We start from the raw sequence: 25,474 nt of genomic DNA, 5'->3' as shown, positions 1-25,474 counted from the left end.
AGCCATCTCCCGCGCAGGGTGGATTCGTTCAGCCCTTGGGCCAGCCGCCGCCGAGCGCGCGGTACAGTTGCACGCGATCAAGGGCCGCTTGCGTGGCACTGTCGACCAGGTCGCTCTGGGTTGCCAGCAGCGCGCGTTGCACACCCAAGACGTTGATGAAGTCCACGGCGCCCTGACGGTAACGGTCCCGGGCGGTGGTCAGCGCAATGGTGTTCTGATGCACCGCCTCCTCAAGCCTGGTGTAGTGCTGTTTTTCGGCCGCGTAGTCATTCATCGCGTTGTCGACTTCATGCCAGGCGCCTAACACTGTCTGCTGATAGTTGATCGCCGCTTCCTGCTCCTGGCGCTTGCGCAGTTCCAGCATGCCGGTCAGGCGTCCACCCTGGAAAATCGGCAGATAAAAATTCGGACCGTACGACCATTCCCGAGAACTCCAGTTGCCGAAGTTGGAACCGTCCAGAGCTTGCGAGCCGATACTGGCGCCCAGGCTGATACGCGGATAGAAATCGGCCTTTGCCACCCCGATGGCGGCAGTCGCGCGGTGAAGGGCGGCCTCGCTTTGCTGGATATCCGGGCGACGCTGGGCCAGTTCGGACGGCAGCCCGACCGGCACATCAGGCGCCGGGTTGGGTATGGCCTTCGGCTCGATCAGTTCCCCGTGCAGCGAGCGCGGCGCCTCGCCCAACAACAGGCTCAAGGCGTTGATCAGGCGGTCCTGCTGAGCGCCGAGCACTGGCAGCACGGCTTCGATGGTTGCCACCTGCGCCGCGGAGTTGGCGGTGTCGAGGTTGGTGGTGACGCCATTGTCGAAGCGAGTCTTGGTCAGCTGATAGCTCTGCCGGGCGATTTCCAGATTTTGCCGGGCGACTGCCAGTCGCGCCTGCACGCCACGCAGGCGAATGTAGTCAGTGGCGGTTTCGGCGCTGATGCTCAATAGCACGCCGTCACGCTGCGCACCGGTCAGCTCGACCTCAGCGTCGGCGGCCTCGACGCTGCGGCGCACATGGCCCCAGAGGTCGACTTCCCAACTGGCGTCGATGGCGCTGCTCCACAGCTCGAACGGCGCCTTGCCCTCCAGATCGGACTCATCGAGGACTCCCACGGCACTGTTACGCGCGCGCTTGTAAGCGCCATTGGCGCTGATGCCTGGCAATTGTGTGCTGCCAGTGACCTTGCGCATCAGCCGGCTCTGCTCCAGTCGATTGTTGGCAGTACGTACGTCGAAGTTGGCGTTCGCCGCGCGTTCAACAAGCGCCGTCAACTGCGGGTCTCCCAGCTGCTGCCACCACTGGCTGTCATTTTTTCCCACCAGCGTCGAACCCGGCTGCACTGCGCTCTGCCAGCTCTGTGGAAGTGCAGGATGTGGCGCTTGAAAATCGGGGCCGACGGCGCAGGCGCCAAGGCTGGCCAGGGCCATGAATAACAGAGTGCGCTTCATCTCAGTGCCCCCTGCTGGTGTCGACACTGGCCACCACCGACATGCCGATGCGCAGCCGATCGAGGTCTGCCTGATTCTGCTCGAAAATGATTTTCACCGGGATGCGTTGCACGACCTTGGTGAAGTTCCCCGTTGCGTTATCCGGGGCGATCTCGGAAAAGGACACCCCGGTCGCCGGCGCGACACTCTCGATGTGGCCTTTGAAGCTGTGGTCCGGAATGCTGTCGACGCTCAGCTCGACTTCCTGATGCGCGACCATGCGTGCCAGTTGGGTCTCGCGAAAGTTGGCCACCACGAAGGCTTCGTGCAGCGGTACCACCGCCATCAGCGGTTGCCCTTGAGAGACATAGGCACCGACGCGGACCGAACGCTGGCCGACCATGCCATCCTGCGGCGCGGTGATTTTGGTGTAGGAGACGTTCAGATCCGCCTGTTTCAACGCCGCCTGATCCTTGGCCAACTCAGCCTTTGCCACTTCCAGCTGGGCTTTGAGCACCTCCAGCGTCTTGGTGGCCGCGACCCGGGAGGCTTCATCACGATCACGGGAGGCTTGCCAGCCCTGCAGGTCGGCTACCGCTTTCTGGTGTTCCTGCTGGGTGCCCGCACCAGCGTTCGAAAGATTCAGGTAGCGCTGTTCGTTAGCCTGCGCGAACTTCAGGGACGCGGCGGTGGCGCGGGTGGTCGCGCTGGTTTGATCGATCACGGCCGCCTGGCGTTCGATGCTCGCCTGCAGATTCAGCAACTGCGCCTTGGCGGCCGATACGGTGGCTGCCGCCGAAGCCTGGGCGACCAGCAAGTCCCGATCATCAAGCTCTGCCAACACTTGGCCGGCCTTGACCGATTGGTTGTCTTCTACCAGCACCTTGGTGATTTGCCCCGGCAGGCGTGCGGAAATCAGTACCGAGTCAGCCCTGATGTAGGCATCGTCGGTGCTCTGTACAGCGCTGGTGGAGAGGATTTCGTAGCCGGTGTACACGGCGCAGATGATGACAGCCGTGCAAACCAGGCTGATGGCGGTTCTATGTTGTTTCATGGCGATACCGGAGGTTGCGGTGGATAGGCGCGTTTGGGCAGGGTCAGTAGAACGACGAACAGGACAGCGACAACCGCCAGCAGCGCCAGGTACGCATCGCTGTAGCTGAGCACGAAGGCTTGTCGCTGAACGCGCTGCGAAACGGCGGCAAGGGTTTGATGCTGGAACAGCGGGCTGAGGGCCTGATGGCTTGAACCCAGATTATCGAGCAGCGTATTGGAGTGCAGGTGTTCGCGGTGGGTGATCAGGTTTTCCAGCGCCGAAGCACCGACCACCGAAAACAGCCCGCGCATGCTGTTGACCATGGAAGAGGCAAACGGGCCCTCCATCGGCTGGATCACCCCGGTGGCGTTCATCAACAACGGCACCACGATCATGGGCTGGGCAAACGCATGGATGATCTGCAGCGCATAGAAGTCCTCGCGGACCCACTCACTGGTCAACAACGAACCGCCGATGCAGGCGATGGCCATCAACGCCAGTCCGGCGCCGATGACATAGCGCGAATCCACCCAGTTGCGATTGATCGTCATCGCCACCAAAGGCGCCAGCACCAATTGCGGGACAGCGATCAACAGGGCAGTCGGCATGGTTTGCAGATAGCGATAACCTTGAATCTCGGTCAGATACGCCGCCGGAATGGCGCCCCCTGCCAGCGACAGCAGCAGAAACAAACACAGGGTGACGATGCCGTAGGCGAAATTGCGCCGCTCCAGCAATTGCAACTTGAACAGGGGCAGCGGGTGAAACCACTCGTTGAGCAGAAACAGCGGCAAGGCGGTGGCGGCACCCAGCAACATGAAAGCGATCAGTGGGGAGTTCAACCAGTCGAGTCGCTCGCCTTGTGTCAGGGCAACCACCAGCATGGAAATACCGCCGACGCCCAATAATGCACCACGCCAATCGGCCTGTTTGAAGCGCTCCAGACGAATCGGGTCCTGCGGCAGGCCGTAGGCAATGAAGCCGGCACCGATCAGACACGTCGGCACGATTTGCCAGAACACCATTCGCCAGTTGCCGCCCTCGGTCCATAGTGCCGCCAACGGCGTGGCCAGGTTTGGGCCGAAGGTCGCCGTCAGTGCATACGCCGAGAGCCCGTAGAGTTTGACGTGCCATGGCAGGAAACGCAGGGCGGCGGTCATCAGCAAAGGTGGCAGGGCGCCCCCTGCCAAACCCTGCAGCACGCGCAGCGTGACCAGACTTTCGAAGTTGGGGGCGAAGGGAATGAGTATGCCGAACAGGGTGAAGGCGCACGTCATCACGATGGCATAGCGGCGGATCGAGAAAGTCATCGCCAGCCACGGCGAGAGCAGCATGGCGCTCACTTCGGCGGCCGCATAGGCGGTGCTGATCCAGGTACCCTGATCGTGACTCAGGCTGAAAATCCCTAGAATATCCACCAGGACCGTTTCTGTGACCCGGTCGTTGATGCCTGAGGTGAGCGCGGCGAGTAAAACACCGACCAGGCCGATGGCCAACCGCCAACCGAAAGGTGTCGGAACAGGGGGAGTGATGGGTGCTGACAAAGGAGGATCCTGTTGCGCCGAAAGATAGAGGGCCTGATATGCGGTACACTGTACCAACTGATAATACTTTGGACAAGACCATGACGAGTGCTGAATCTGATCGAAGTGGCGTCGGGGTCATTGCCCGCGCCGCCGCTATCCTGCGTACCCTGGAAGACGAACCCTCGGGTTTGAGCCTTGGCGCCATTGCCAGGAAAAGTGGTCTGCCGCGTTCTACCGTTCAGCGGATGGTCGATGCGCTGGCTCAGGAAGAGCTGCTGGAGGTGCACGGTCCTGGCGGCGTTTGCCTGGGCCCGGCCTTGATGCGCCTGGCATCCCACAGCCACGTCGACATTACGCAGAAAGCCCGGCCTTACCTGGAGGAGCTCTCTCGGGTGACGGGAGAGACGGCGGTATTGATGGGGGCGAGCGGGGCTCAGTTGCTGATCTTGCATTCAGTCGTGTCGCCCAATGCCCTGCGGGTTGCTCCGGTCGCGGGTAATTTTCTGAGCATCTACGCGACAGCTGGCGGGAAAATCCTGCTCTCTGCCATGCAAGACAAGGCGGTGATGGATTTGCTCGGCACTGAACTCAAGCAGCTGACACCCAGGACACTCACGCTCAAGCAATTGCTGGCGCAGCTTGAGGAGATCAGGAATAGCGGATTTGCCCTCGATTTTGATGAGCACACGGTCGGGGTTGGGGCTATAGCCGTCGGTTTGCAGACGCCGCAAGGGCAGTATGCGATCGACGTGGTCGGGCCGGTATGGCGAATGGAAGAGGCCATCGACACCGTCAAGGCGGCGTTGAAAAAATGTCAGCGAGATCTGACCGACGCCATGCGCAGCATCGCTTGATGCCAACTTCAACCTCGCGCTTATCGAGGGCTGGGGGGCAAACGGAGCCGTGTTCCACGTGTATGGAACACGGTTGCTTTTGAGCATTCGGGCAGGTGTGCCTCGCGGTGACGGAAGCAGCCACTAGCGCTCTGTCTCAATGCACGAGCATGCCTGTAAACCAGTACGCCTGAGCCAGCGTGATGAAGCCGACGATCGTCGCGAATATCACACTGTGCTTGAGCGTGAAGCGGAACAGATCCGATTCGCGACCGACCATCCCTGTCGCGGCGCATGCCACGGCGATGGATTGCGGCGAGATCATCTTGCCGGTGACGCCACCACTGCTGTTGGCGGCGACCAACAGGATGTCATTGACGCCGATCTGATGGGCGGTGGTTGCCTGTAGCGAAGCGAAGAGGGCGTTGGATGAGGTGTCCGAGCCCGTCAGGAACACGCCGATCCATCCCAGAAACGGCGAGAAGAAAGGGAACGCGGCGCCGGTGCTCGCCAACATGATCGCCAGCGTAGTGGACATGCCCGAGTAGTTCGTTACGAAGGCAAACGCAAGCACCATCCCGATCGAGAGGATCGGAAACTTGAGTTCCACGAGGGTTTCCTTGAACGCCGTCAGGCCGCTCCTGACGTTGATGCGCAGGATCGCCATCGAGATCAGCGCGGAGAAAAAGATAGCCGTCCCGGTGGCAGACACAGGATCGAATTTGAACACCGCCGAGATCGCGGTCGGCGTAGCGACGATCGGCGCGACCTTCATCACCCACTGATCGAGGTGTGGAATCGCGATCTGCAATACCCAGCTATATAACGCGCCGCCCGGAGCGAACAAGGCTTTGAACGGTTTCAGCGTCCAGAGGGTGACCAGCACGGTCAGCACCAAAAACGGCGACCAGGCCTTGAGGACTGTCGCAACGTCATAGGCTGAGGGCGCGCCTCCAGGTTGCCCCCCGACTTTACCCAGGATCGCGGTGCCATCGGCGTTGATCCCGGTGATTTCGGTTTCCTCTGCCTGTTTCGGATGCCATACCTTCAGGAACAGGGTCAGGCTCACCAGGCTGACCAGCGCCGAGGTGATGTCTGGCAATTCCGGGCCCATGAAGTTGGAGGTGAAGTACTGGGTCACGGCGAAGCTGAAACCTGCGACCAGAGCAGCGGGCCAGGTTTCCCTGATACCCCGCCAGCCATCCATCATCGCCACCAGCCAGAACGGTACGATGATCGACAACAGTGGCAGCTGACGGCCGGTCATCGCGCCGATCTTGAACGCGTCGATGCCCGTCACCTGACCGGCAACGACGATGGGAATACCCAACGCGCCGAATGCCACTGGCGCGGTGTTGGCTATCAGGCACAGGCCCGCTGCATACAGCGGATTGAAACCCAGGCCAACCAGCAGGGCCGCGGTGATTGCCACCGGCGCGCCAAAGCCAGCCGCACCTTCGAGAAAGGCACCAAAAGAAAATCCGATAAGAAGCACCTGCAGGCGCTGGTCTGCGGTGATCGACAGCACTGAGCTACGAATCACCTCGAACTGACCGCTTTTCACCGTCAGCTTGTAGAGAAATACCGCCGCGACGATGATCCACGCGATAGGCCATAAGCCGTAGGCAAAACCATACCCGGCAGCGGCGAAAGCCATGTCGATCGGCATCTTGAACACCAGGGTGGCGATAAGCACCGAGAGCACCAGAGTGAGGGTGCTGGCGACGTAGCCTTTCATGCGGAACACCGCGAGGGCGAGGAAGAAGAACATGATCGGGATTAGCGCGACCAGCGCTGATAATCCCACGCTGCCAAGTGGGGTATACAACTGTTGCCAGGTTTGCATATGAGCAGTCTCTTGTTATTTTTTTTGATGTTCAGTTGACGCGATGCGTTGGAGTCCGCGCGAACGTTGCGTGCGCGCGGATATCCCTGGAACTACATTTGGGCGCCGATCATCCAGGGCACGAATTCCTCGTCGCCCACACCCAAGGCTTCGCTCTTGCTCTGCTCGCCGGATGCAATGCGGATAAAGGCTTCGAAGATCTCCTGGCCCTTTTGCTCCACGGTGGCATTGCCATCCATGATCAGCCCGCAGTTGATGTCCATGTCGTCGCGCATCCGCTCGAACATTTGCGTATTGGTTGCGATCTTGATGGACGGCGCGGGCTTGGCACCAAAGCAGGATCCGCGGCCTGTGGTGAAGGCCACCAGATTGGCGCCAGAAGCGATCTGGCCGGTAGCCCCCATCGGGTCGTAACCCGGAGCGTCCATGAACACCAGGCCGTGCGCCGTCACCGGCTCGGCATAGTGGTAGACACCGGTCAGCGGGGTAGAACCGCTTTTAGCGACCGCGCCGAGAGATTTCTCGAGGATCGTGGTCAAGCCGCCGGCCTTGTTTCCGGGCGTGGGATTGTTATCGATACTGCCACGCTCACGCTCGGCATACGCTTCCCACCAGTGAATACGCTCGACGATCTTCTCGCCAACCTCACGGCTGATGGCCCTGCGCGTGAGGAGGTGCTCGGCGCCATAGATTTCGGGCGTCTCCGACAAGATGGCGGTGCCGCCCTGGGCCACGAGTTTATCGACCGCTACGCCCAGCGCCGGGTTGGCAGTGATGCCGGAATAGCCGTCCGAGCCGCCGCACTGCAGGGCGACTGTCAGGTGAGACAGTGACTGCGGCTCGCGTTTGACCGCATTGGCAGCCGGAAGCATGGTCTTCACCGCTTCGATTGCGGCATCGATGGTGTTTTGGGTGCCGCCCAGCTCTTGCATGATCAGCGGCACCAGCCGCGCGTCAGGTTCGACACCTTCTGAAGCAAACAGGGGTTTCAGTTGGTTGGACTCGCACCCGAGGCCAATCAGCACGACACCGGCGAAGTTTGCATGCGTCATGAAGCCTGCGATGGTTCGTCGCAGTTGCTTGAGACCTTCACCGTTATGGTCAATGCAGCAGCCGAAGCTGTGAGTGAGCGGAACAATACCGTCGACATTGGGGTAGTCATTGAGCACGGACGAATTATTGAAATACTGAGCGACCTTTTTGGACACGGTCGCTGAGCAGTTCACCGTGCTGATGACGGCAATGTAATTGCGTGTCGCAACACGTCCATCCGCGCGCTTGATACCCATGAACGTTCTGGCTTCGGGCGCGTCGCCCGTGCGGATTACACCCTCTCCGAAGGCATAGTCGCGTTCGAAATCCGCCATCGCAAGATTCTGCACATGAACGTGCTCGCCCGGCGCAATGGGGGCTGTGGCAAAGCCAATGATCTGGCCATAGCGGCGCACCGCTTCACCGGTGGCAATCGCGGTGAGAGCAACTTTGTGCGCGGCCGGAATGTCCTGAACGGCCTGGATGCCTGTCGAATCAAGAGCAGTACGGGCGTCAATCGCGGCACGCGCAATAGCAATATTATCGAGAGGATGAAGTTTCAGAATCTTGCTCAAATCAGACATCGGTTAACGCCTCTTATTATCTTTTTAATGTTCTGTTGCCGGTTTCAGTTCCGGTACTGATCGCAGGCCTGGATATTCACGACGCATGGGCTGAGGTGGCTGGCGTGTGTGTTTCCCAATGTATGGCAATCCTGAAAAGCGCGGGGTGAGGTTCATTGTCCGACCCGGTTAGAAAACTTCACCGCCCTGCACGGGCTGTCAGCCGCCGATAGTTCTGTACGTACGAGGAAAGTTTTCAATAAACTGCCGAATGATCAGAAGACCTCCACCGTTGCACGCACTTTATGCATTCGAGGCCGTGGCCCGGCTCTTTTCCTTTTCCAAGGCCGCCGAGGAATTGAATGTCACGCGTAGTGCCGTGAGCCATCGGATTCAAATGCTCGAGGATTTATTGGGCGCCCCTGCATTCGAGCGCGGGCGACCTTCACTCAGCCTCACACCTACCGGTGCTGCTTATCTCATTGTGGTGCGAAAGGCGCTCGCAGCCTTGACCGATGTCGCCGCGCAGACAGGGGAGCGTCCCAACAAAACGCGTATCACCATGACGGCTCCGCCTACGTTCGCGCGGATGGTGATTCTTCCCCGATTGAAGAGTTTTCTGGATAGCCACCCCAATATCGAGATCGCCCTCGAGATCAGTAATTCGCAGCTCGACTACAAGGCCGGGGAGTTCGATCTCGATATTCGATTTGGCACGGGTCATCATGTCGGAAGAGAAAGCCGCATACTGCTTGACGAGGTCATCTTCCCGGTGGCCAGCCCTTCTTACATCAAAGAACGCTGCATAACGGCGCCTGCCGACCTCAAACATGCTCAGTTCCTGCGTAGCCGGTTAGAGCCCTGGCGACCCTGGTTTTCAGCGGCGGGTTTGGACTTTCAAGAGCCAACGGAAGGGCATCGCTTTGAGGATCTGTCACTCCTTTACCACGCAGCGGCGCAAGGACTGGGGGTTGCGCTGGCCCGTGCGTCCCTGGTGCGTCCGTTACTCGATGCTGAGGCCCTGGTGCCTTTGTTCGACGTGATGGCCAAGTCGGATTACGCGTATTACGCGCTCTACGAACAGGGCAGTTTCGATCGTCCCGAGGTTGCCAGCTTTGTCGATTGGCTGCAGGCACCGACACCGGGTAAAGCCTTCGCAACCTTACCCGACCACGTCCGCTGATGCCCCCCGCATTGATCGCGCCAGTGAGCCTGACATAGGCTCCCGGAGCGGCTAGGGCGCTACCGGCCCGTCACTGACAATACAGACGCGTGGGATACCGTCGCCACCTCGTTGACCATCTCCACCAGCTGCGCCTGGGAGAAGGGTTTGGCCAGACTCGGAACGTCGACGGTCTGTCCCGGGACCCCCTCGGCGTATCCCGATACCAGGATCACCGGCATGTCGGGAAATCGCTCCCGAACGCTGAATATCAGTTGCGCCCCTGTCATGTGGGGCATGGCGTGGTCGGTGATCATCAAGTCGAATCGCTGCTGCTCCAGCCAATCCAGCGCCTCGCGTGCGGAGCTGGCAGAGCGCACGCGATGGCCCACGTCCCTGAGCATTTCGGCAGTGCTGGTCAGCACCAAGTCATCGTCGTCTACCGTGAGGATGTTCAAAGCGGCCTGCTGACTCTCGCGCTGTGTCGCGTTTTCGCTGCCGTTTTCCAGCGAGGCCTCAGGCGCCGTGGTCAATGGCAGCCACATCTCGGCGGTCGTGCCAACGCCCAGCTTGCTGTGTAGTTGCAGCGTACCGCCGCATTGCTCGACCAGACCATGCACCATGGACAGCCCAAGCCCCGTGCCCTGGCCAACCCCTTTGGTAGTGAAGAAGGGTTCGGTCGCACGCTTGAGGGTTTCTTCGTCCATGCCTTCACCTGTGTCCGTCACGCACAGGCACCAGTAGTCTCCGAAGCCAGGCCGAGTGTCCGACACCTTGATACTGCGCAAAATCGTCTCGATCACGATCTGCCCTTGGCCGCCCATTGCATCGCGAGCGTTGACGGCAAGGTTGAGCAACGCAGCTTCGAGCTGATTGGGATCGGTCCTCACCCAGGCGGGGACCGGCGTGGGGGTAATCTGCAGTTCTACGGTAGGGCCGAGGGAGCGCTGCAGCAGTTCGCTCATGCCGGCGACCAGTTGCCCGAGTTCGATGGTCTGCGCTCGCAGTTCCTGGCGGCGCGCGAAGGCGAGCATCCGGGCAATCAGCGTAGCGCCGCGTTCCGCTGCTGTCCTGGCGTTATCGACCAGTCGTACGAGTTGCGGATCGGCGGGCATGCGCCGACGCAGCAGGTCGAGGCTGCCCAGTACGGCCATCAGCAGATTGTTGAAATCATGGGCGATGCCGCCGGTGAGATTGCCCAGCGCTTCCATTTTCTGCGCCTGTTGCAGCGCCTGCTCGGTACGCCGGATGTTGGCTTCGCTCTGGCGCAAGGCTTCGGTGCGCTCGACCACCTGTGCCTCCAGGTCGACGCGAAAGCGCTCCTCACTTTCTCGTTGCCTGGCCTCGGCACGCGCCCGCTCGATGTGCGCCCAGGATCGTTCGGTGACTTCCGCCAGCAGTGACAGTTCGTGTGGGGTCCAGCGCCGGGGCACGCGGTCATGAATGGCCATCAGCGCGGTCAGGCGGCCCTCCTTGAGCAGTGGCATGCAGATTGTCGCGGCAAGGCCCATATCCAGAAAGGCCTGGGCCTCCTCGGGCGCCAGTTGCCGGGCATTGTCCTCGAGAATCAGCGGCAAGCCCGCATGAAGAGTCGTTAGCGCCTGTTTGCCGAAGCTGGCCAGGCTGTAACGGCCTACGCTGCTCGACAGGCCGGCGCCGAACCAGTCTCCGCGAATGGTAAAACCGTCCTGGTCCGAGTCCATGTCGGCATAGGCGCAGACCGCGACTCCCAGGTGTTCGCCCAGCGTTTGCGTGGTGATCGCCATGACCACATCGGCGTCGGCGCTGCGGGCGGTTTGTTTGCCCAGTGCATCGAGGAAATGCAGTCGCCGCTCGTTGGCGCGCAGGGTCTCTTCGGCTTCCCGGCGGGCCGTGATGTCCGTCGACGTGCCAAACCATTCGACGATCTCGCCGCGTTCGTCGAACAACGGCACGGCCCGTGACAAGGCCCAGCCAGCGCTGCGATCGGACCGGATGATCGGGTGCTCCAGACTGAAACTTGCCTTGTCGCGGATTGCCTGCTCGATAGCCTGCCTGACCTGAGGCTGGTTGGCTGGCTGGATGTAGGTCTGCAGCCAGCTGTGTCGGGTGCGACTGTCTCCCTGCAGCGCGCCCGGGCCATCGGGCTGGCGCAGGAAGCTCCAGTCGGGGGAAAGACGGTAGGTCACATCGGCGGTAGCGTTGACCAATGCCCGAAAGCGCTGCTCGCTGTGCAGCAGGTTGCGCCCGGCCAGCACCCGCTCGGTGGTTTCCACGACAATGGCGATCACCCCGGCCGGGATGCCGCTTTCATCCGGGACGGGCGAGTAATCCAGGTCCATCCATACCTGCTCCGGGCGTCCGTGGCGATGCAGTGTCAGCTCCTGGTCCTTGTAAGCCAGGGTCTTGCCAGCCAAGCCCTTGCGCATGACGTTGTCGTTGAAATCGGCAATCTCCGACCAACCCTTGCGCACTTCCGAGCCCAACAACCGGGGATGGCGATCGCCTGCGAAGCCGGAGTAGGCATCGTTGTAGATCATGATGCCTTTCTCACCCCACAACAGCACGATGGGGACGGGGGAGGCCAGCAACATAGCGGTGATGGTCTTGAGGCTCTGCGGCCAGTTTTGCGGGGCGCCCAGGGCGCTGGCAGTCCAGTCGTGGCGACGTATCAGCTCGCCAAGCGCACCACCGTGAAGGAATAGCAGATTGTCCGCGCTGGCTTGCTGGGTCATGAGGACCGATGTCCGATAAGGCAGTGAATGGTAAGTGTGGAAGAGCCCTGGCAGCCTGACAAGCAGTGGCTCAGGCAATTCTGACACCCACCACAAAAGACCGTTCCGAAGCCGCGCCCCTGTTGCTCAACGGCTTTCGAACATCGCGCGAATGCCTGATTCAGAGACGATGTATCAGGCCAAGGGCGTGGCGAAGGTCAGCATTGCTTGGCGCCCAGCTAATAAGGAAGCGGGCTTACAGCCGACGGACAGTTGTCGACTACCAACTGCCATTCGCTGGCTGCGGCAAGCTCAAGGTGCCGCTGTCGTAAAAGCGCATGGTGCCAAACAGCCCGCCCGCCAGCTTGCCGCGCAATTCATAGGGGAGATTGTCCAGGCTCTGCGTTTCGGTCAGACCCACCGCCTGACGCAGCGCTGCGAACGCTGAAACGGTTACAGGCACCGTCAGTACGCCTTCCGAAAAACGGGTGATCGTGTCTTTCTGGTCGCTGACCCCCGAGGCCAGTAGCTTGCCGTTGACGTCCAGATTCAGCGCCACCCCATCGTAGGGGATGTCCACATCGTTGGGGTTCTGCAGGCGCAGCTTCACAGCGAAGCGGATTTCCAGGTCCTGACCCGGCAACGGCTCGATGCCCACCACGTTGATGTTCAGTGGGTCGCGGTTGGGGAACAGCGCGCAGGCACTCAACGCCAGAACCAGCAGGCAAGTGAGCAGGGATCGGATCGGGCGTAGCGGCATCGTGGTGCTCCAGTTGCGAGGCGGAGCGGGAGAAAGCTCCCGCTCGATAAGCCTAGCGATTCAACTGTGCGACCGCGGGGGCGGGGAGAGGTTCTGTTTCGGCGGTTGGCGCCGGGTCTTGCAACACCTTGAGAGTCGAGGCTTCCGGGTCGAACTCAGTGATCTCTTCTTCTACATATTCTTCCGGCAGGAAGATGTTGAGGATGATCGCGCAGAACGCGCCGACGGTGATCGGCGATTCGAAGATGTTGTGCAGCGCCTTGGGCAGCTCGCGCAACACTTCCGGCACCGCTGCGACGCCCAGGCCCATCCCCAGGGAAATCGCCACGATCAGCATGTTGCGCCGATGCAGTCCGGCCTCGGAGAGGATCTTGATCCCGGCCACGGCTACGGTGCCGAACATGATCAGCGTAGCGCCGCCCAGAACCGGTTTGGGCATCAACTGCAGCACCGCGCCGATGATTGGGAAGAGCCCCAGCAGCACCAGAATCCCGGCAATGAAGAACGCGACGAAACGGCTGGCCACGCCGGTGAGCTGAATCACCCCGTTGTTCTGGGCGAAGGTCACCATCGGCAGGCTGTTGAAGGTCGCGGCCAACGCCGAGTTCAGGCCATCCGCCAGCAAGCCGGACTTGATTCGGCGGATGTATATCGGGCCACTCACCGGCTGTTGCGAGATCATGGAGTTGGCGGTCAGATCGCCCGCAGCTTCCAGAGGCGAAACCAGAAAGATCACGGCAATCGGGATGAACGCCAGCAGGTCGAACGAAAAGCCGTATTTGAACGGTACCGGGATGCTCATCACCGGCACTTGTGGCATGTGCGTGAAATCCACCCGCCCCATGTACCAGGCCACCAGAAAGCCCAACGTCAGGCCAATGATGATCGCGCTCAGTCGCAGCAACGGAATATTGAAACGATTGAGGACTACGATGGTGCCCAGCACCAGCGCTGCCAGTCCGAGATTGGCCGCCGAGCCCATGTCCGCTGCGCCGAAGCCGCCTGCCATGTCGGTCATCGCCACCTTGAGCAGCGACAGGCCCATCAAGGTGATGATTGTGCCGGTGACGACGGGAGTGATCAGCTTGCGCAGTTTGCCGATGAATTGGCTCAGCACCACCTCGACAAAGGCCGCGCAGAAGCAGACGCCGAAGATGGTGGAGAGGATTTCCTCGGTACCGCCGCCACGGCTCTTCACCAGAAAGCCGGCGCTGAGGATGACGCTGAGAAAGGAAAAGCTGGTGCCTTGCAGACACAAGAGCCCTGAGCCGATCGGGCCGAAGCGCTTGGCCTGGACAAAGGTGCCCAGGCCCGAGACGAACAGCGCCATGCTGATCAGGTAGGGCACCTCGCTGTCCAGGCCCAGCACGCTGCCGACGATGAGAGTGGGTGTGATGATGCCGACGAAGCTGGCCAGTACGTGCTGCAATGCGGCGAAGATCGCCGCAGTGAAGTGCGGTCTGTCATTGAGTCCGTAAATCAGGTCGGTTTTTCTCGCGGTCGGACGCGATGGGGAAGCGCTTTGAGGTGTGGTCATGGTTAGCCTGCCAATTGTTTTTATTCGGTCGTGGGCTTTGCGGTTGACGCTGAGCTGGCCTGTATACAAAAGTTGTCTGTCAGGTCAGGTTTTTCGACTCTACAACATGTCGACATATTGAAAAACAATTCATTTGAAAATTGTGTACAAAAAGTTGGCATGAGCAAGAGGCGGGCCATAGGAAAAAGGGCGCGCAGAATGCCAGAAATTACTTCGCTGGTCTGCGATTGCGGCTTATTCTGTTGCCTCTGAACCTTGCGGCGCGTGCCAGCGTCCAAGGTCACGCGTGGTATTCGGGTCGATCAGTGGCTGCTGGTTCGATTGCCCACGCAGCTGTCTCGACAAACAGGTCTCGACAAGGAGGTTCAACCGGGGTGTAACGATCTTCATGAGCACTGCACATCTTTTTCCGCTGACCGATCAGCATATCGAACTGATCTCCCGAACACTCGCCGACCGCAGGCGATACCGGATTCTGGTCCAGATCAGCGCCTCCCCGGATGCCTTGCCCTGCGCCGAACTGCTCAAGGCCCATCCCGTCAGTGCAGCGACCGTGTCGCATCACACCAAAGAGCTGGAGCGGGCTGGCCTGATCACCACCTTGCGTGAAGGCAAGTACGCCAGTTTCAGGATGCAGCGCGACGTATTGCGCGCCTATGCGCAGCAGTTGATGCAGTTCTGCTAAGCGGGTTCATCGGACTTCTTTGGCGTCAACTTGATCGTCGCAGGTATACGCCTGTAAATTGGTCGGCCTGCCTTTTACCATTCTCCCGCCTCATGTAGGCGCACTCGGAGCTTCCCTATGTACCCAGACGTTCAGCTGTATATCGATGGCCAATGGCGCGCCAGTGAAGACGGCCGCACCCTTGCCGTGCTCAACCCGGCGACCGGTGACACCCTGGGCACCGTCGCCCACGCCAATATCGCCGACCTGGATCAGGCCCTGGCCGCCGCCGAGCGCGGTTTCGAAACCTGGCGCAGTACCCCGGCCTACGACCGCTACAAAATCATGCAAAAGGCTGCCAACCTGCTGCGCGATCGCGTCGATCACATCGCCAGCATCATGACCCAGGAACAGGGCAAGCCACTGGCGGAAGCGCGCATGGAAACCCTGTCCGCCGCCGACATCATCGACTGGCTGGCCGAAGAAGGCCGTCGCGCCTACGGCCGTCTGGTGCCATCGCGCAACACGTCGGTCGAGCAGAAAGTCATCAAGGAACCGGTCGGTCCGGTCGCAGCGTTCACGCCCTGGAACTTCCCGATCAACCAGGTGGTGCGCAAGCTTTCGTCCGCCCTTGCAGCGGGTTGCTCGATCATCGTCAAGGCGCCGGAAGAAACCCCGGCATCGCCTGCCGAGTTGATCCGCGCTTTCATCGACGCCGGCGTTCCGGCGGGTGTCATCGGCCTGGTGTTTGGCGACCCGGCGCAGATCTCGAGCTACCTGATTGCCCATCCTGTGATCAAGAAAGTCACCTTCACCGGCTCGACCCCGGTCGGCAAGCAGTTGGCTGCGCTGGCCGGTCAGCACATGAAGCGCGCGACCATGGAGTTGGGCGGTCATGCACCGGCGCTGGTGTTCGATGACGCTGATCTCGACCTGGCAGCACGTACCTTGTCTGGCGCCAAGTTCCGCAACGCGGGGCAGGTGTGCGTGTCGCCAACCCGTATCCTGGTGCAGCGTGGCGTCTATGAGAAATTCATCGAGAAGTTCGTCGGCCTGACTCATGAAGTCAAAGTCGGCAATGGCCTGGAGCAGGGTGTGACCATGGGGCCGCTGGCCAACGAACGCCGCGCGCCGGCACTGACGTCGCTCGTCAAGGACGCGGCCGATCGCGGGGCGAAGCTGCATACCGGTGGCAAGAGCGTCGATGGGCCGGGGTATTTCTTCGAGCCGACGGTGCTCAGCGGTCTGACGCCTGAAATGCGCATCATGAACGAGGAGCCTTTCGGCCCTGTGGCGCTGATCGTGCCGTTCGATACGGTTGAGGATGCGGTCAAGGAGTCCAACCGCGTGCCGTTCGGGCTGGCCTCATACGCGTTTACGACTTCGATGAAGACCGCGCACATTTTGACTACGCGGATCGAAGCGGGGATGTTGTCGATCAACCATCAGGGGATTGGGCTGGTGGAGGTTCCGTTTGGCGGGGTCAAGGATTCCGGTTATGGGTCCGAGGGTGGCACCGAGGCAATCGAGGCATATCTGAATACCAAGCTGGTGACTGTGTTCAATCTGTGATGCCTTTCCCTCTGGGCTCTCCCGCTGCGTCTGGCCTGCAAGCCAGACCCGCCCAGGCCTCTCACACCGGAGGTCATTTTCGATCTCGGGTGTGAGGATCGCCCATGGCAGACGGCTGGCACAGCCTTGGAACAGGCGGCCCAGCCGTCGTCGCAGGCGCGATATCAGGCTGGATGCATGCAGCCAGAATCAAAAGCAAACTAAACGTGCCTGAAATCCCACAGGTCAGTTTTCTTCAATACCTGCCCAACCTTCGGCCGTTAATGTCTCTGATCATTCATTGAACGGAGAAGGGCGGTAATGAACCTGATGATTTCCATGGCGGCATTCGCGCTCGCGGCGTCCATTTCCCCGGGGCCGGTGAACGTGGTGGCGCTCAGTTCCGGAGCGCAGTTCGGACTGGGGGCAAGTCTGCGGCATGTCATGGGCGCTACGGTCGGCTTCGTGGTGCTGCTGGTTTTCACCGGTTTCGGCCTGCATGAGGTGCTGCACAACTACCCGATGCTTACCGACATCATTCGCTGGGCCGGTATGGCGTTTCTGGGGTATCTGGCCTGGAAACTGGCGATGGACGATGGCCAACTCAATGTCGACAAACCTACCCAGCGGCCGTCGTTCTGGCATGGGGCGGCGATGCAATGGCTCAATCCCAAGGCGTGGCTGGCAGCGGTTGCGGGGATGGGCGCGTTCGTGGCCGATGGCGAGGCGAGGCTGATCGGCCTGTTCGCGCTGATCTACTTCGTGGTCTGCTACCTGTCGGTTGGCTGCTGGGCCTACGCCGGCGCGTTTCTTGGCCCCTGGTTGCGCAGCCCGCAGCGCATTCGCGCCTTCAACCGCAGCATGGCGGCGTTGTTGGCCGGCTGTGCGGTGTCGTTGCTGTACGTCTGATCATTGCCGATATTGGCCCGGCGTCGCGGCCAGGTGTTTCTTGAATACCCGCTGGAAGTGCGCCTGATCGGCAAAACCGCTGCGCTGGGCGATATCGACAATTGGCTGGCCCTCGCGCAACTGCGCCTGGGCATGTTGAATGCGCCGGTTGATCAGATAGGCATGGGGTGTCATGTGGTAATGCTGTTCGAAGGCGCGAATCAGATAAGCCTCCGACAGGCTCGCTGCCTGGCAGATTTCCTCCAGCCGGATAGCTCGCAAAAAATGCTGGTTGATGTACCGCGCGGCGCGTTCGACCCGCTGGTTGACCTTCTTCAGCGGCGCATCGAAACCGCCAAGCTGCTGCTGTATCAGTACGAAAAACGCAATCGCGGCTTCGTGTTTCTCCAGGGATTCCAGGCTCGGATCGATCAGCATTCGGTGCAGATCAAGCAGGCCCGAAAACAGCGCAGGATCCGTGCTGTGAATCGCCGGGATCGGTCGAAAGCCTTCGACGCCGCAGGCCTGCTGGACCCGTCCCAGCCACTGGGCATCGACGTAAAACATGATGTACGACCAGGGCTGATCGTCGATAGGGTTACAGGCGTGGACATCGCCGGGATTCATCAGCACCACGGTGCCGGTGGAGATGGTCTGACGGGTCTTTTCATGCAGGTAAGTGCTTTGTCCGGCCGTGACCGCGCCGATGGAAAACACTTCGTGGGAATGACGCGAGTAGCAGACCTTGCGGCCGTCGACGATGGAGCGGGCTTCAATGAACGGCAGCTCGGCATCCCTCCAGAACACCGGTGTTTCAGCGTTGCTTACCGGGTTCTGAAGGGCCATGTCAGATCATCCCTGGCTGCGCTTGCAGCTGTGAAAAATGTCCAGCGCCGACTGGTATTCGCTGGTGTTGACGCCGAGCAAGCCTAACACCGAATGGAACATGTAGTCATGGCTCAGGTCCGGCTGGTTCTGTTTGGCGGCCAGACAGCTGCGGTCGATGCCGGCGTCTTCCAGGGTCGAGTGGCCGAACCACATGACCATCGGCACATGGGTCTGCGCGGCGGGAGCGATGGCGTAAGGCGCGGCGTGCAAATAGATGCCGTTTTCCCCCAACGATTCACCGTGGTCCGATACGTAAATCATCGAGGCGTCGACCTTGTCCTGATTGCGCTTGAGCAGTTCGATGGTCTGCGCCAGGAAGTGGTCGGTGTAGAGAATGGTGTTGTCGTAGACGTTTTTCAGCTCATCGGAGGTGCAACTGCCCAGCTGGTTGGTATGGCAAACCGGAGTGAAGCGCTCCGTGGCTTTGGGGTAGCGGTCGTAGTATTCCGGGCCGTGGCTGCCGTCGGAGTGCAGGACAATGATAGCGTTGTCCTTGAGCGAATCGATGTAGTCCTGCAGCCCCACCAACAGAGATTCATCCAGGCAATTCTGCCCGTCGCAGAAGGGGCTCGGCTGGTCTTTGGGAATGTCGCTGTGTGGCACGCGCAGGCAGGTGCCCTTGCAGTCGCTGTTGTTGTCCAGCCACAACACCTTCAAACCGGCGCGCTGCAGCATGTCCAGCAGGCCTTCGTAGGTCTTGCCCTTTTTGTCGCTGTAATCGGTGCGCGCAAACTTCGAGAATATGCAAGGCACCGACACCGCCGTGGACGTGCCGCACGACGCCACCTGAGTGAAATTGAGAATGTCCTGCTTCTTCAATTCGGGGTTGGTCTCGCGGGCGTAGCCATTGAGCGAGAAGTGGTCGGCCCGTGCCGTCTCGCCAACAACGAAGATCATCAGGCTCTTTTTCGGCCGCTGCTGCGCTTCAGGGCTGAGTACGGAATCGGCGCCGACAGTCTGGATCTTGACGGTTTCCTTGATCGCCACCGTCTGCTTGGTCAGCTTGCCGATGGCGTAGATATAGTTGGTCGGGTTGATGAAGTGGGTCAGAGCGTCTTCGTCACGGAAGATTGGCGCGTAGGTCGAGTAGAACGGCCCTACCGCAGCAGCGATCACCAACACGCAACCGATGCAGACCAGCACCTTGTTGACCAATCCTGGCAATACCCGGGGGTAGGTGACCGGAATCAGCCAGATCAGCGCGATCGGCAACGCGCCCAGCAAGCCCAGATACACGAACAGCTTGCCGCTGAGCAGCGCCTCGGCCTCGCCCGGGTTTGTTTCCAGCACGTTCTGCATCATCGTTGTGTCGATGCTGATGCCGTAGGTGTTCATGAAGTACGCCGCCGCCGCCGAACACAGCGCGACCAGGCTCAGTACCGGTTTGAGCGTCGGGCGGAACGAGAAGGGGGTCAGCAGCAGAGTGATTGCCGCCCACAGGAAAAACGCGAAAGAGACATAAAACGCGCCGGCCTTGACCCCCTGCAACTGCGTCAGACCGAACAGTGCGTGCCAGGTCGCCAGGTTGTAAAACAGCACCAGGCACAGCGAAAACAGCATGACCAGGCGGGTGGAGGTAACGGGTCGCAGCTTTGAACGCATTTCCATATAAAGCACTACTCGAAACGGGCCTGCACGGTGGAATTTCAGTCGGCTATATCCCTGCGACTCACACGTCAGACTGACCTGCCGCGGGCAGGTGGTTGATGAAGATTCGGATCGAGAGAAGTTTTTCAGAACGATTGTGAAGAGTTCGTGAAACAGCGTAGACGCTCGCGTCAGTGGACCCAGAGCGCCCTATCATCATTCTCATGCCGAATGTGGAACGCTCATCAACCGCTTATCACCGCTGTAAGCGCGCCCGCCCCACCTACCGAGACATAGCCCTGGCCACCGTCCCATCATCCTTCAACCGGGCAAACGCCGTGGTCACCCGCTGCACTGTATCCGCCGGCGTCTTCAGACTCAGCGCTACATAAAGGCCCTTGGACAGCTCATCAAGGGCATAGACACTCTCAAGCTGATCAAAAGCAATATGAAGCTCCTCACACTGCTCCCGCGCCTCACGCTCCGGCATGGGTACCAGCGCGACCTGGCCGCTGAGTAATTTGCGCAGGTTATCCAGATTGTTGGCCGAAACCACCAGCCTGCTGAATTTCTGGCCTGCCAGGTATTCCTGCCGCGAATCGTCCCGGACCACGCCCACGGCATACTTACGCGCATCCGTCAGATCCTTGATCACGACGTCATGGCGCTCGCGCAGCTTGTAGAACAGCGGCGTCACCTGATCCAGCTCGCCCACCCACTTGAACAACGGCTCGCGTTCGCTGCTACGCAGTATCGGGTAAATCATCACGTTGGGTTCCAGCCGCGCCATGTCATAGGCACGCGCCCAAGGGTAAAGCGCCATGTGGTAATCCTTGACGCCAGCCGCGGCGAGGAGCTTTTCGACCACTTCGCTGGCAGGCCCCACCACCTTGCCGTCCTGCAGCGAGCTGTATGAGGAGTCCTCGGTGACCACCTGCAATGTCTCGGCCTGGACGCTCAGGCAAACGAGCACCAACATCGTCGTGGATATAAACCCCCAGCCCTGTTTGAGCGAATGTTGCTTACGGCGCATGTCACATTCTCCCCGTGATCAGATCTCACACCGGTTACGACCCTGACTCTTGGCCCGATACAGGGCCTTGTCCGCGCTTTGCAGCAGATGGTCGAAACGCTCCATGTTCGCCGGATCGAGTTCGGCAATGCCGATGCTCATCGTCACAAACGGCGATACGCCCGAGCCCTTATGCGGCAGTTTCCGTTCGGCGAGCAGCGCTTGCAGGCGTTCGGCGCAACTGAGCGCCTGTTGCCGGTTCTGGCCCGGCAGCAGCACGGCGAATTCTTCGCCGCCCAGACGCGCCACCAGCTCGCCGGAGCGTGAGAACAGCGCGCTCATGGTCAGGGCCACCTCGCGCAGACACTGGTCGCCATTGGCGTGGCCGTAGGTGTCGTTGTAGAGCTTGAAGAAATCGATATCGCACATCAGCACCGAAAAAGGCTGCCTGTGGCGCAGGGCTCGATTGAATTCCAGCTCCTTGATTTCATCGAAGTGGCGGCGGTTGGCAAGGCCGGTGAGCGGGTCGAAGCGAGTCAGGGCTTCGAGGCGGATATTCGCCGCTTTCAATTGCGCAGTGCGTTGTTCGACCAGTTCGGCCAGCTGATCGCGGCTGGCGGCCAGGGCGAGCTCATCGCGGGTCTGGCGTTCGATATGGTTGGCCAGCTTGTCCTGCAGGTCGTTGACCCCTGCTTCCAGCAGGTCCAGTTCATCGCTGGCCTTGCTACCGCGGCCGAGGACCAGATGATTTTTCAGATTCTGCGGCGTCAGCTGTTCCAGATGGCGGGCGATGCGTCGCACATGCAGGGTCACCGAGCGGTTGAACATGCCCATGATCAGCCCGGCCAGCGCCAGCGACTGGATGATCTGGGTCAGCATGATGATCCCGACTTCCTTCCACAAACGCCGCCACAGCAAGCGTGCGTCGCCCTCGATGCTCAGTTCGCCCACCACTTCATTGGCGCCTGGGTAGGGGGTGACGATCAGTTGCCGATGCAGGGCCGGGGCGAATGAGGAACCGGCATGGCCCGGATGCTGACGCTCCAGCACTTCAGGTGCGCGACCGGGACGCAGGATGCGCAGCTCGACACGCCCCACCGGTGGGGCCAGGGCCACGCTGTCGATCTGCGCCTGCAGCGCTTCATTGTCCATTTCCCAGACTGCCTTGGACAGCGTGCCCTGGAACACCTGGTCGATCAGCCCCAGTTCGGCATTCATGTTCGAGAGGTTGGTGTTCCAGGCGAACCAGGTCCGCAACGTGACGGTCGCCAGCGTGAACAGGATGCAGAAGGTCAGCGTCGCCAATACCAGCCTGCGCGCGAGCGAACCGGTGCGCGGTGGCGCAGCGGTGGTTTCCGGGCGGCGGGTTTCAGACTCTGCGAGCATGCTCAATTCCACTTCCGTGCGATGGCGTCGTAGGTCCCGTTTTCGCGGATCGTCCTCAAGCCTTCCTGAAACAGTTGCACAGTGGCATCCGGCGTCCCGACACTGAAAGCCATGCTCAATCCTCCGTCTTCTTCCAACTCGGGCACACGCAAGGATTGCACCAGCGTGCGAGCAGGATCATCCCCGGCCTGGCGCGCAAGGTAATTGGCGTTCAATTCATCGGAGATCCACAGGTCGACGTGGCCGGTTCGAAGTTTCTGGTAGTTGAGTTCGTAGCGATTGCTGGACTGCAGTTGCCGGCCGACGACGAACTTCTTGCCGATCAGGTATTGCTCGCCGACATCCTCTTTGACCGTGGCGGTCTGCCAGTCGCGGGCGTCGTCCAGATCCATCAGGTTGATCGGGTGCGTGGACGAGGAATAGATGTACCAGCGCGACGAGGCAATGGTTCCGACCCATTTGAACAGGCGTTCGCGCTCGGCAGTGCGAGTGATGGAGTAGATCAATACGTCCGGATCGTGCAGTGCCAGATCGTAGGCCCTCGCCCAGGGCATGGATTGGATGCTCGCCTGCACATTGATTTGCTTGAGCACCGCCTGCACAACCTCGGTGCTCATGCCGGTCAGCTTCCCATCGAGGGTCATGCTGTAGGGCGGCAATTGCTCGGTAACGATGCGAAGGGGCTGCGCCCGGGCATCGCAAACGCTCAGGCAGAGCATGACCGCGCCATACAGCGCGCCGCGAGCCTTACAAATGAGGGTCGGGGATGTCATGAACGGCTACCTCATGGACTGCAGCAGCGGCGCTGATCCGGTTTCCGGCGCGCGCGTAGGAATATGGTCGGATGACCTGTTACAGCCACGATATCGGCTGGAAAATCTGCCACTTGAGGCGATGATCATTGCGTTCCGATCTACGACAACGACGGGAACGAACCGTTGCCGGTTTCTGCTACTCGATGGCCTCACCGCTGGCAAGCCGGACCGCTGCAGGCCCGGCGAGGAAGGTAAAGGACGAGGGGGTAAACATCGTTAACCACCCTGTGGCGTTGTGTCACACCGTGCTGTCCCGGCTTTTTTGACCTGGATCAACGGGTTTGGGAAGCACTGTAGGAAAAATAACGTGCACCCCGACGAGTCCTTAACATGCCCGGTCCTTTCGATTTCCTCAAACACCCGCTGGCGAAAGACATCGGTCTGATCCTGCTGATCAAACTCGTCCTGTTGATGGGAATCCGCAGCGTCTGGTTCGACGCTCCGGTCGAGGTCAAGGATGACGGGGTGCAAGCTGGCCTGCATGTATTGGGCGCCCCTCCCGTATCTCCTGAGAAGAACCCAAAATGATTTCGGAATCAGTCGTCGACCTATCTCGGCTGCAGTTCGCGATGACCGCGCTGTACCACTTTATCTTCGTGCCGCTGACCCTGGGCATGACCTTCCTGCTGGCCATCATGGAGTCGGTCTATGTCATGACCGGCAAGCAGGTCTACAAGGACATGACCAAGTTCTGGGGCAAGCTGTTCGGTATCAACTTCGCGCTGGGCGTCACCACCGGGCTGACCATGGAGTTCCAGTTCGGCACCAACTGGGCCTATTACAGCCACTACGTGGGGGACATCTTCGGCGCGCCGCTGGCAATCGAAGGGATGATGGCGTTCTTCCTCGAGTCCACCTTCATTGGCCTGTTCTTCTTTGGCTGGGATCGTCTGACCCGCGTGCAGCACCTGGCGGTAACCTGGCTGGTGGCGATCGGCTCGAACATGTCGGCGCTGTGGATTCTGATCGCCAACGGCTGGATGCAGAACCCGGTCGGCGCCGAGTTCAACTTCACCACCATGCGCATGGAACTGACCAGTTTCAGCGACCTGCTGTTCAACCCCGTCGCGCAAGTCAAATTCGTGCATACCGTGGCCTCCGGCTACGTCACCGGAGCGATTTTCGTACTGGCGATTTCCAGCTGGTACCTGCTCAAGGGCCGCGACATCGGTTTCGCCCGTCGCTCCTTCGCCATCGCGTCGGCGTTCGGCATGGCCTCGATTCTCTCGGTGATCGTGCTCGGCGATGAGTCCGGCTACGAAATCGGCGACGTGCAGAAAACCAAACTCGCCGCCATCGAAGCAGAGTGGGAGACCGAACCGGCGCCGGCAGCGTTCACCTTGTTCGGATTGCCGAATCAGGCCGAGCAGCGCACCGATTACGCAGTGAAGATCCCTTACGTGATGGGCATCATTGCCACCCGTTCGGTCGACAAACAGGTCACCGGGATCAAGGATCTGGTCAGCGAGCATCAGGGGCGCATTCGCAACGGCATGATCGCCTACGACCTGCTGGGCAAGCTGCGCGCCGGCGACAAGAGCGAGCAGACCCTCAACGCCTTCAATGACGTGAAGAAGGACCTGGGTTACGGCCTGCTGCTGAAGAAATACACCGACAAGGTGGTCGATGCCAACGAGCAGCAGATCAAGCAGGCAGCCCTGGATTCGATTCCCCATGTGGCGTCGATCTTCTGGACGTTCCGCATCATGGTGCTCAGTGGCATGTTGATGCTGCTGTTGTTCATCTGCGCGTTCTGGGCTTCGGCACGCAAGAACGAATCCAGCAAACGCTGGTTGCTCAAATGGGCACTGTTCAGCCTGCCGCTGCCGTGGATCGCCACGCAGACGGGTTGGTGGGTGGCCGAGCATGGTCGTCAGCCATGGTCGATCGGTGAAGTGCTGCCGGTCCACCTGTCCGCTTCGACCCTGTCCAGCGGCGATGTCATTGGCTCGATCCTGGCGCTGGTCGGCTTTTACACCGTGCTGTTGATCATCGAGATGTACCTGATGATCAAGTTTGCGCGCCTGGGCCCAAGCAGTCTGCACACCGGCCGTTATCACTTCGAGCGACGGGAGACTGATCCGTCTGCCCCAGCCAAACAACCCGCGCTGGCCTGAGGAACACACGATGTTCGATTACGAGACACTCAAACTCATCTGGTGGGTGCTGGTCGGCGTACTGCTGATCGGCTTCGCGCTGACTGACGGCTTCGACCTGGGCGCCGCGATGCTGATGCCCTTCGTAGGTCGCACCGACAACGAACGGCGGGTGGTGATCA

General features: G+C 60.4%; 21 protein-coding genes. 8 read left to right on the top strand and 13 right to left on the bottom strand.

The features are described from left to right. Positions 1-28 precede the first annotated feature (28 nt). From CE491_RS06405 to CE491_RS06395, 3 genes are read right to left on the bottom strand one after another with little or no spacing between them, the layout of a single operon-like run. Positions 29-1,438, bottom strand: coding sequence for an efflux transporter outer membrane subunit (locus CE491_RS06405; protein ID WP_110947513.1), 1,410 nt, complete (start codon positions 1,436-1,438; stop codon positions 29-31). 1 nt (position 1,439) lies between these two features. Then, complete coding sequence (locus CE491_RS06400; protein WP_110947512.1) at positions 1,440-2,471, bottom strand: HlyD family secretion protein; 1,032 nt, start codon at positions 2,469-2,471, stop codon at positions 1,440-1,442. Next, positions 2,468-3,997, bottom strand: a complete 1,530-nt coding sequence (locus CE491_RS06395; RefSeq protein WP_110947511.1) for an MFS transporter — start codon at positions 3,995-3,997, stop codon at positions 2,468-2,470. The genes CE491_RS06400 and CE491_RS06395 overlap by 4 nt, the downstream gene beginning before the upstream one ends. 80 nt (positions 3,998-4,077) lie before the next feature. Between CE491_RS06395 and CE491_RS06390 the strand changes: the two genes are divergently transcribed. Beyond that, a complete protein-coding gene (locus CE491_RS06390) occupies positions 4,078-4,833 on the top strand; it encodes an IclR family transcriptional regulator (protein ID WP_110947555.1) in 756 nt (251 codons plus the stop codon). Between the two features lie 136 nt (positions 4,834-4,969). Here the strand turns inward: CE491_RS06390 and CE491_RS06385 are convergent, their stop codons facing one another. Next, the gene (locus CE491_RS06385; RefSeq protein WP_110947510.1) at positions 4,970-6,658 is read right to left on the bottom strand and encodes a lactate permease LctP family transporter; all 1,689 of its coding nucleotides are present in this window, start codon (positions 6,656-6,658) and stop codon (positions 4,970-4,972) included. A 92-nt stretch (positions 6,659-6,750) separates the two neighbouring features. Continuing rightward, the gene (locus CE491_RS06380) at positions 6,751-8,274 is read right to left on the bottom strand and encodes a UxaA family hydrolase (protein ID WP_110947509.1); all 1,524 of its coding nucleotides are present in this window, start codon (positions 8,272-8,274) and stop codon (positions 6,751-6,753) included. Between the two features lie 271 nt (positions 8,275-8,545). Here CE491_RS06380 and CE491_RS06375 point away from each other — a divergent pair, with 271 nt between their 5' ends. Next, positions 8,546-9,436, top strand: coding sequence for a LysR substrate-binding domain-containing protein (locus CE491_RS06375; protein ID WP_234407532.1), 891 nt, complete (start codon positions 8,546-8,548; stop codon positions 9,434-9,436). 59 nt (positions 9,437-9,495) lie between these two features. Here the strand turns inward: CE491_RS06375 and CE491_RS06370 are convergent, their stop codons facing one another. The 3 genes from CE491_RS06370 to CE491_RS06360 all read right to left on the bottom strand — a co-directional run bounded on the left by CE491_RS06370 (position 9,496) and on the right by CE491_RS06360 (position 14,405). Continuing rightward, positions 9,496-12,129, bottom strand: a complete 2,634-nt coding sequence (locus CE491_RS06370) for an ATP-binding protein (protein ID WP_110947507.1) — start codon at positions 12,127-12,129, stop codon at positions 9,496-9,498. 259 nt (positions 12,130-12,388) lie between these two features. Continuing rightward, positions 12,389-12,868, bottom strand: coding sequence for an LEA type 2 family protein (locus CE491_RS06365; protein ID WP_110947506.1), 480 nt, complete (start codon positions 12,866-12,868; stop codon positions 12,389-12,391). A 52-nt stretch (positions 12,869-12,920) separates the two neighbouring features. Next, on the bottom strand, positions 12,921-14,405 hold the full coding sequence (locus CE491_RS06360; RefSeq protein ID WP_110947505.1) for a nucleobase:cation symporter-2 family protein: 1,485 nt from the start codon (positions 14,403-14,405) through the stop codon (positions 12,921-12,923). 388 nt (positions 14,406-14,793) lie between these two features. Between CE491_RS06360 and CE491_RS06355 the strand changes: the two genes are divergently transcribed. From CE491_RS06355 to CE491_RS06345, 3 genes are all read left to right on the top strand, one after another. Beyond that, entirely contained in the window at positions 14,794-15,090 is a 297-nt protein-coding gene (locus CE491_RS06355) for an ArsR/SmtB family transcription factor (protein WP_110947504.1), read from the top strand. 117 nt (positions 15,091-15,207) lie between these two features. After that, positions 15,208-16,641, top strand: a complete 1,434-nt coding sequence (locus tag CE491_RS06350) for an NAD-dependent succinate-semialdehyde dehydrogenase (RefSeq protein ID WP_110947503.1) — start codon at positions 15,208-15,210, stop codon at positions 16,639-16,641. A gap of 300 nt (positions 16,642-16,941) precedes the next feature. Next, positions 16,942-17,529: a LysE family translocator gene (locus CE491_RS06345; protein WP_110947502.1), complete on the top strand. Its 588-nt coding sequence runs from the start codon at positions 16,942-16,944 to the stop codon at positions 17,527-17,529. Here the strand turns inward: CE491_RS06345 and CE491_RS06340 are convergent, their stop codons facing one another. From CE491_RS06340 to CE491_RS06320, 5 genes are all read right to left on the bottom strand, one after another. After that, positions 17,530-18,354, bottom strand: coding sequence for an AraC family transcriptional regulator (locus CE491_RS06340; protein WP_110947501.1), 825 nt, complete (start codon positions 18,352-18,354; stop codon positions 17,530-17,532). Positions 18,355-18,360: 6 nt separating this feature from the next. Further along, positions 18,361-20,004 (bottom strand): phosphoethanolamine transferase, encoded by a 1,644-nt coding sequence (locus CE491_RS06335; RefSeq protein WP_110947500.1) that lies wholly within the window; start codon positions 20,002-20,004, stop codon positions 18,361-18,363. Positions 20,005-20,266: 262 nt separating this feature from the next. Next, on the bottom strand, positions 20,267-21,016 hold the full coding sequence (locus CE491_RS06330; protein ID WP_234407531.1) for a substrate-binding periplasmic protein: 750 nt from the start codon (positions 21,014-21,016) through the stop codon (positions 20,267-20,269). Between the two features lie 18 nt (positions 21,017-21,034). Continuing rightward, the gene (locus CE491_RS06325; RefSeq protein WP_110947499.1) at positions 21,035-22,381 is read right to left on the bottom strand and encodes a GGDEF domain-containing protein; all 1,347 of its coding nucleotides are present in this window, start codon (positions 22,379-22,381) and stop codon (positions 21,035-21,037) included. A 2-nt stretch (positions 22,382-22,383) separates the two neighbouring features. After that, positions 22,384-23,154 (bottom strand): substrate-binding periplasmic protein, encoded by a 771-nt coding sequence (locus CE491_RS06320; protein WP_234407530.1) that lies wholly within the window; start codon positions 23,152-23,154, stop codon positions 22,384-22,386. Between the two features lie 372 nt (positions 23,155-23,526). On the opposite strand from CE491_RS06320, the gene cydP reads away from it, so the two are divergent. The 3 genes from cydP to CE491_RS06305 form a co-directional block, all read left to right on the top strand. Next, entirely contained in the window at positions 23,527-23,724 is a 198-nt protein-coding gene (gene cydP / locus CE491_RS06315) for a cytochrome oxidase putative small subunit CydP (protein ID WP_110947498.1), read from the top strand. Next, positions 23,721-25,313 carry a cytochrome ubiquinol oxidase subunit I gene (locus CE491_RS06310; protein ID WP_110947497.1) on the top strand — a complete coding sequence of 531 codons (1,593 nt, stop codon included), beginning with the start codon at positions 23,721-23,723 and terminating at the stop codon, positions 25,311-25,313. Before cydP ends, CE491_RS06310 begins: the two co-directional genes overlap by 4 nt. Before the next feature lie 10 nt (positions 25,314-25,323). Beyond that, positions 25,324-25,474 (top strand): cytochrome d ubiquinol oxidase subunit II (locus CE491_RS06305; protein ID WP_199885013.1); only part of this gene is annotated, 151 nt, incomplete at its 3' end.

It is taken from the genome of Pseudomonas bohemica (assembly GCF_002934685.1).
Taxonomy (GTDB): domain Bacteria; phylum Pseudomonadota; class Gammaproteobacteria; order Pseudomonadales; family Pseudomonadaceae; genus Aquipseudomonas; species Aquipseudomonas bohemica.
Note: the sequence above shows the minus strand (reverse complement) of the source record. Positions and strands in the feature narration are given on the sequence as shown.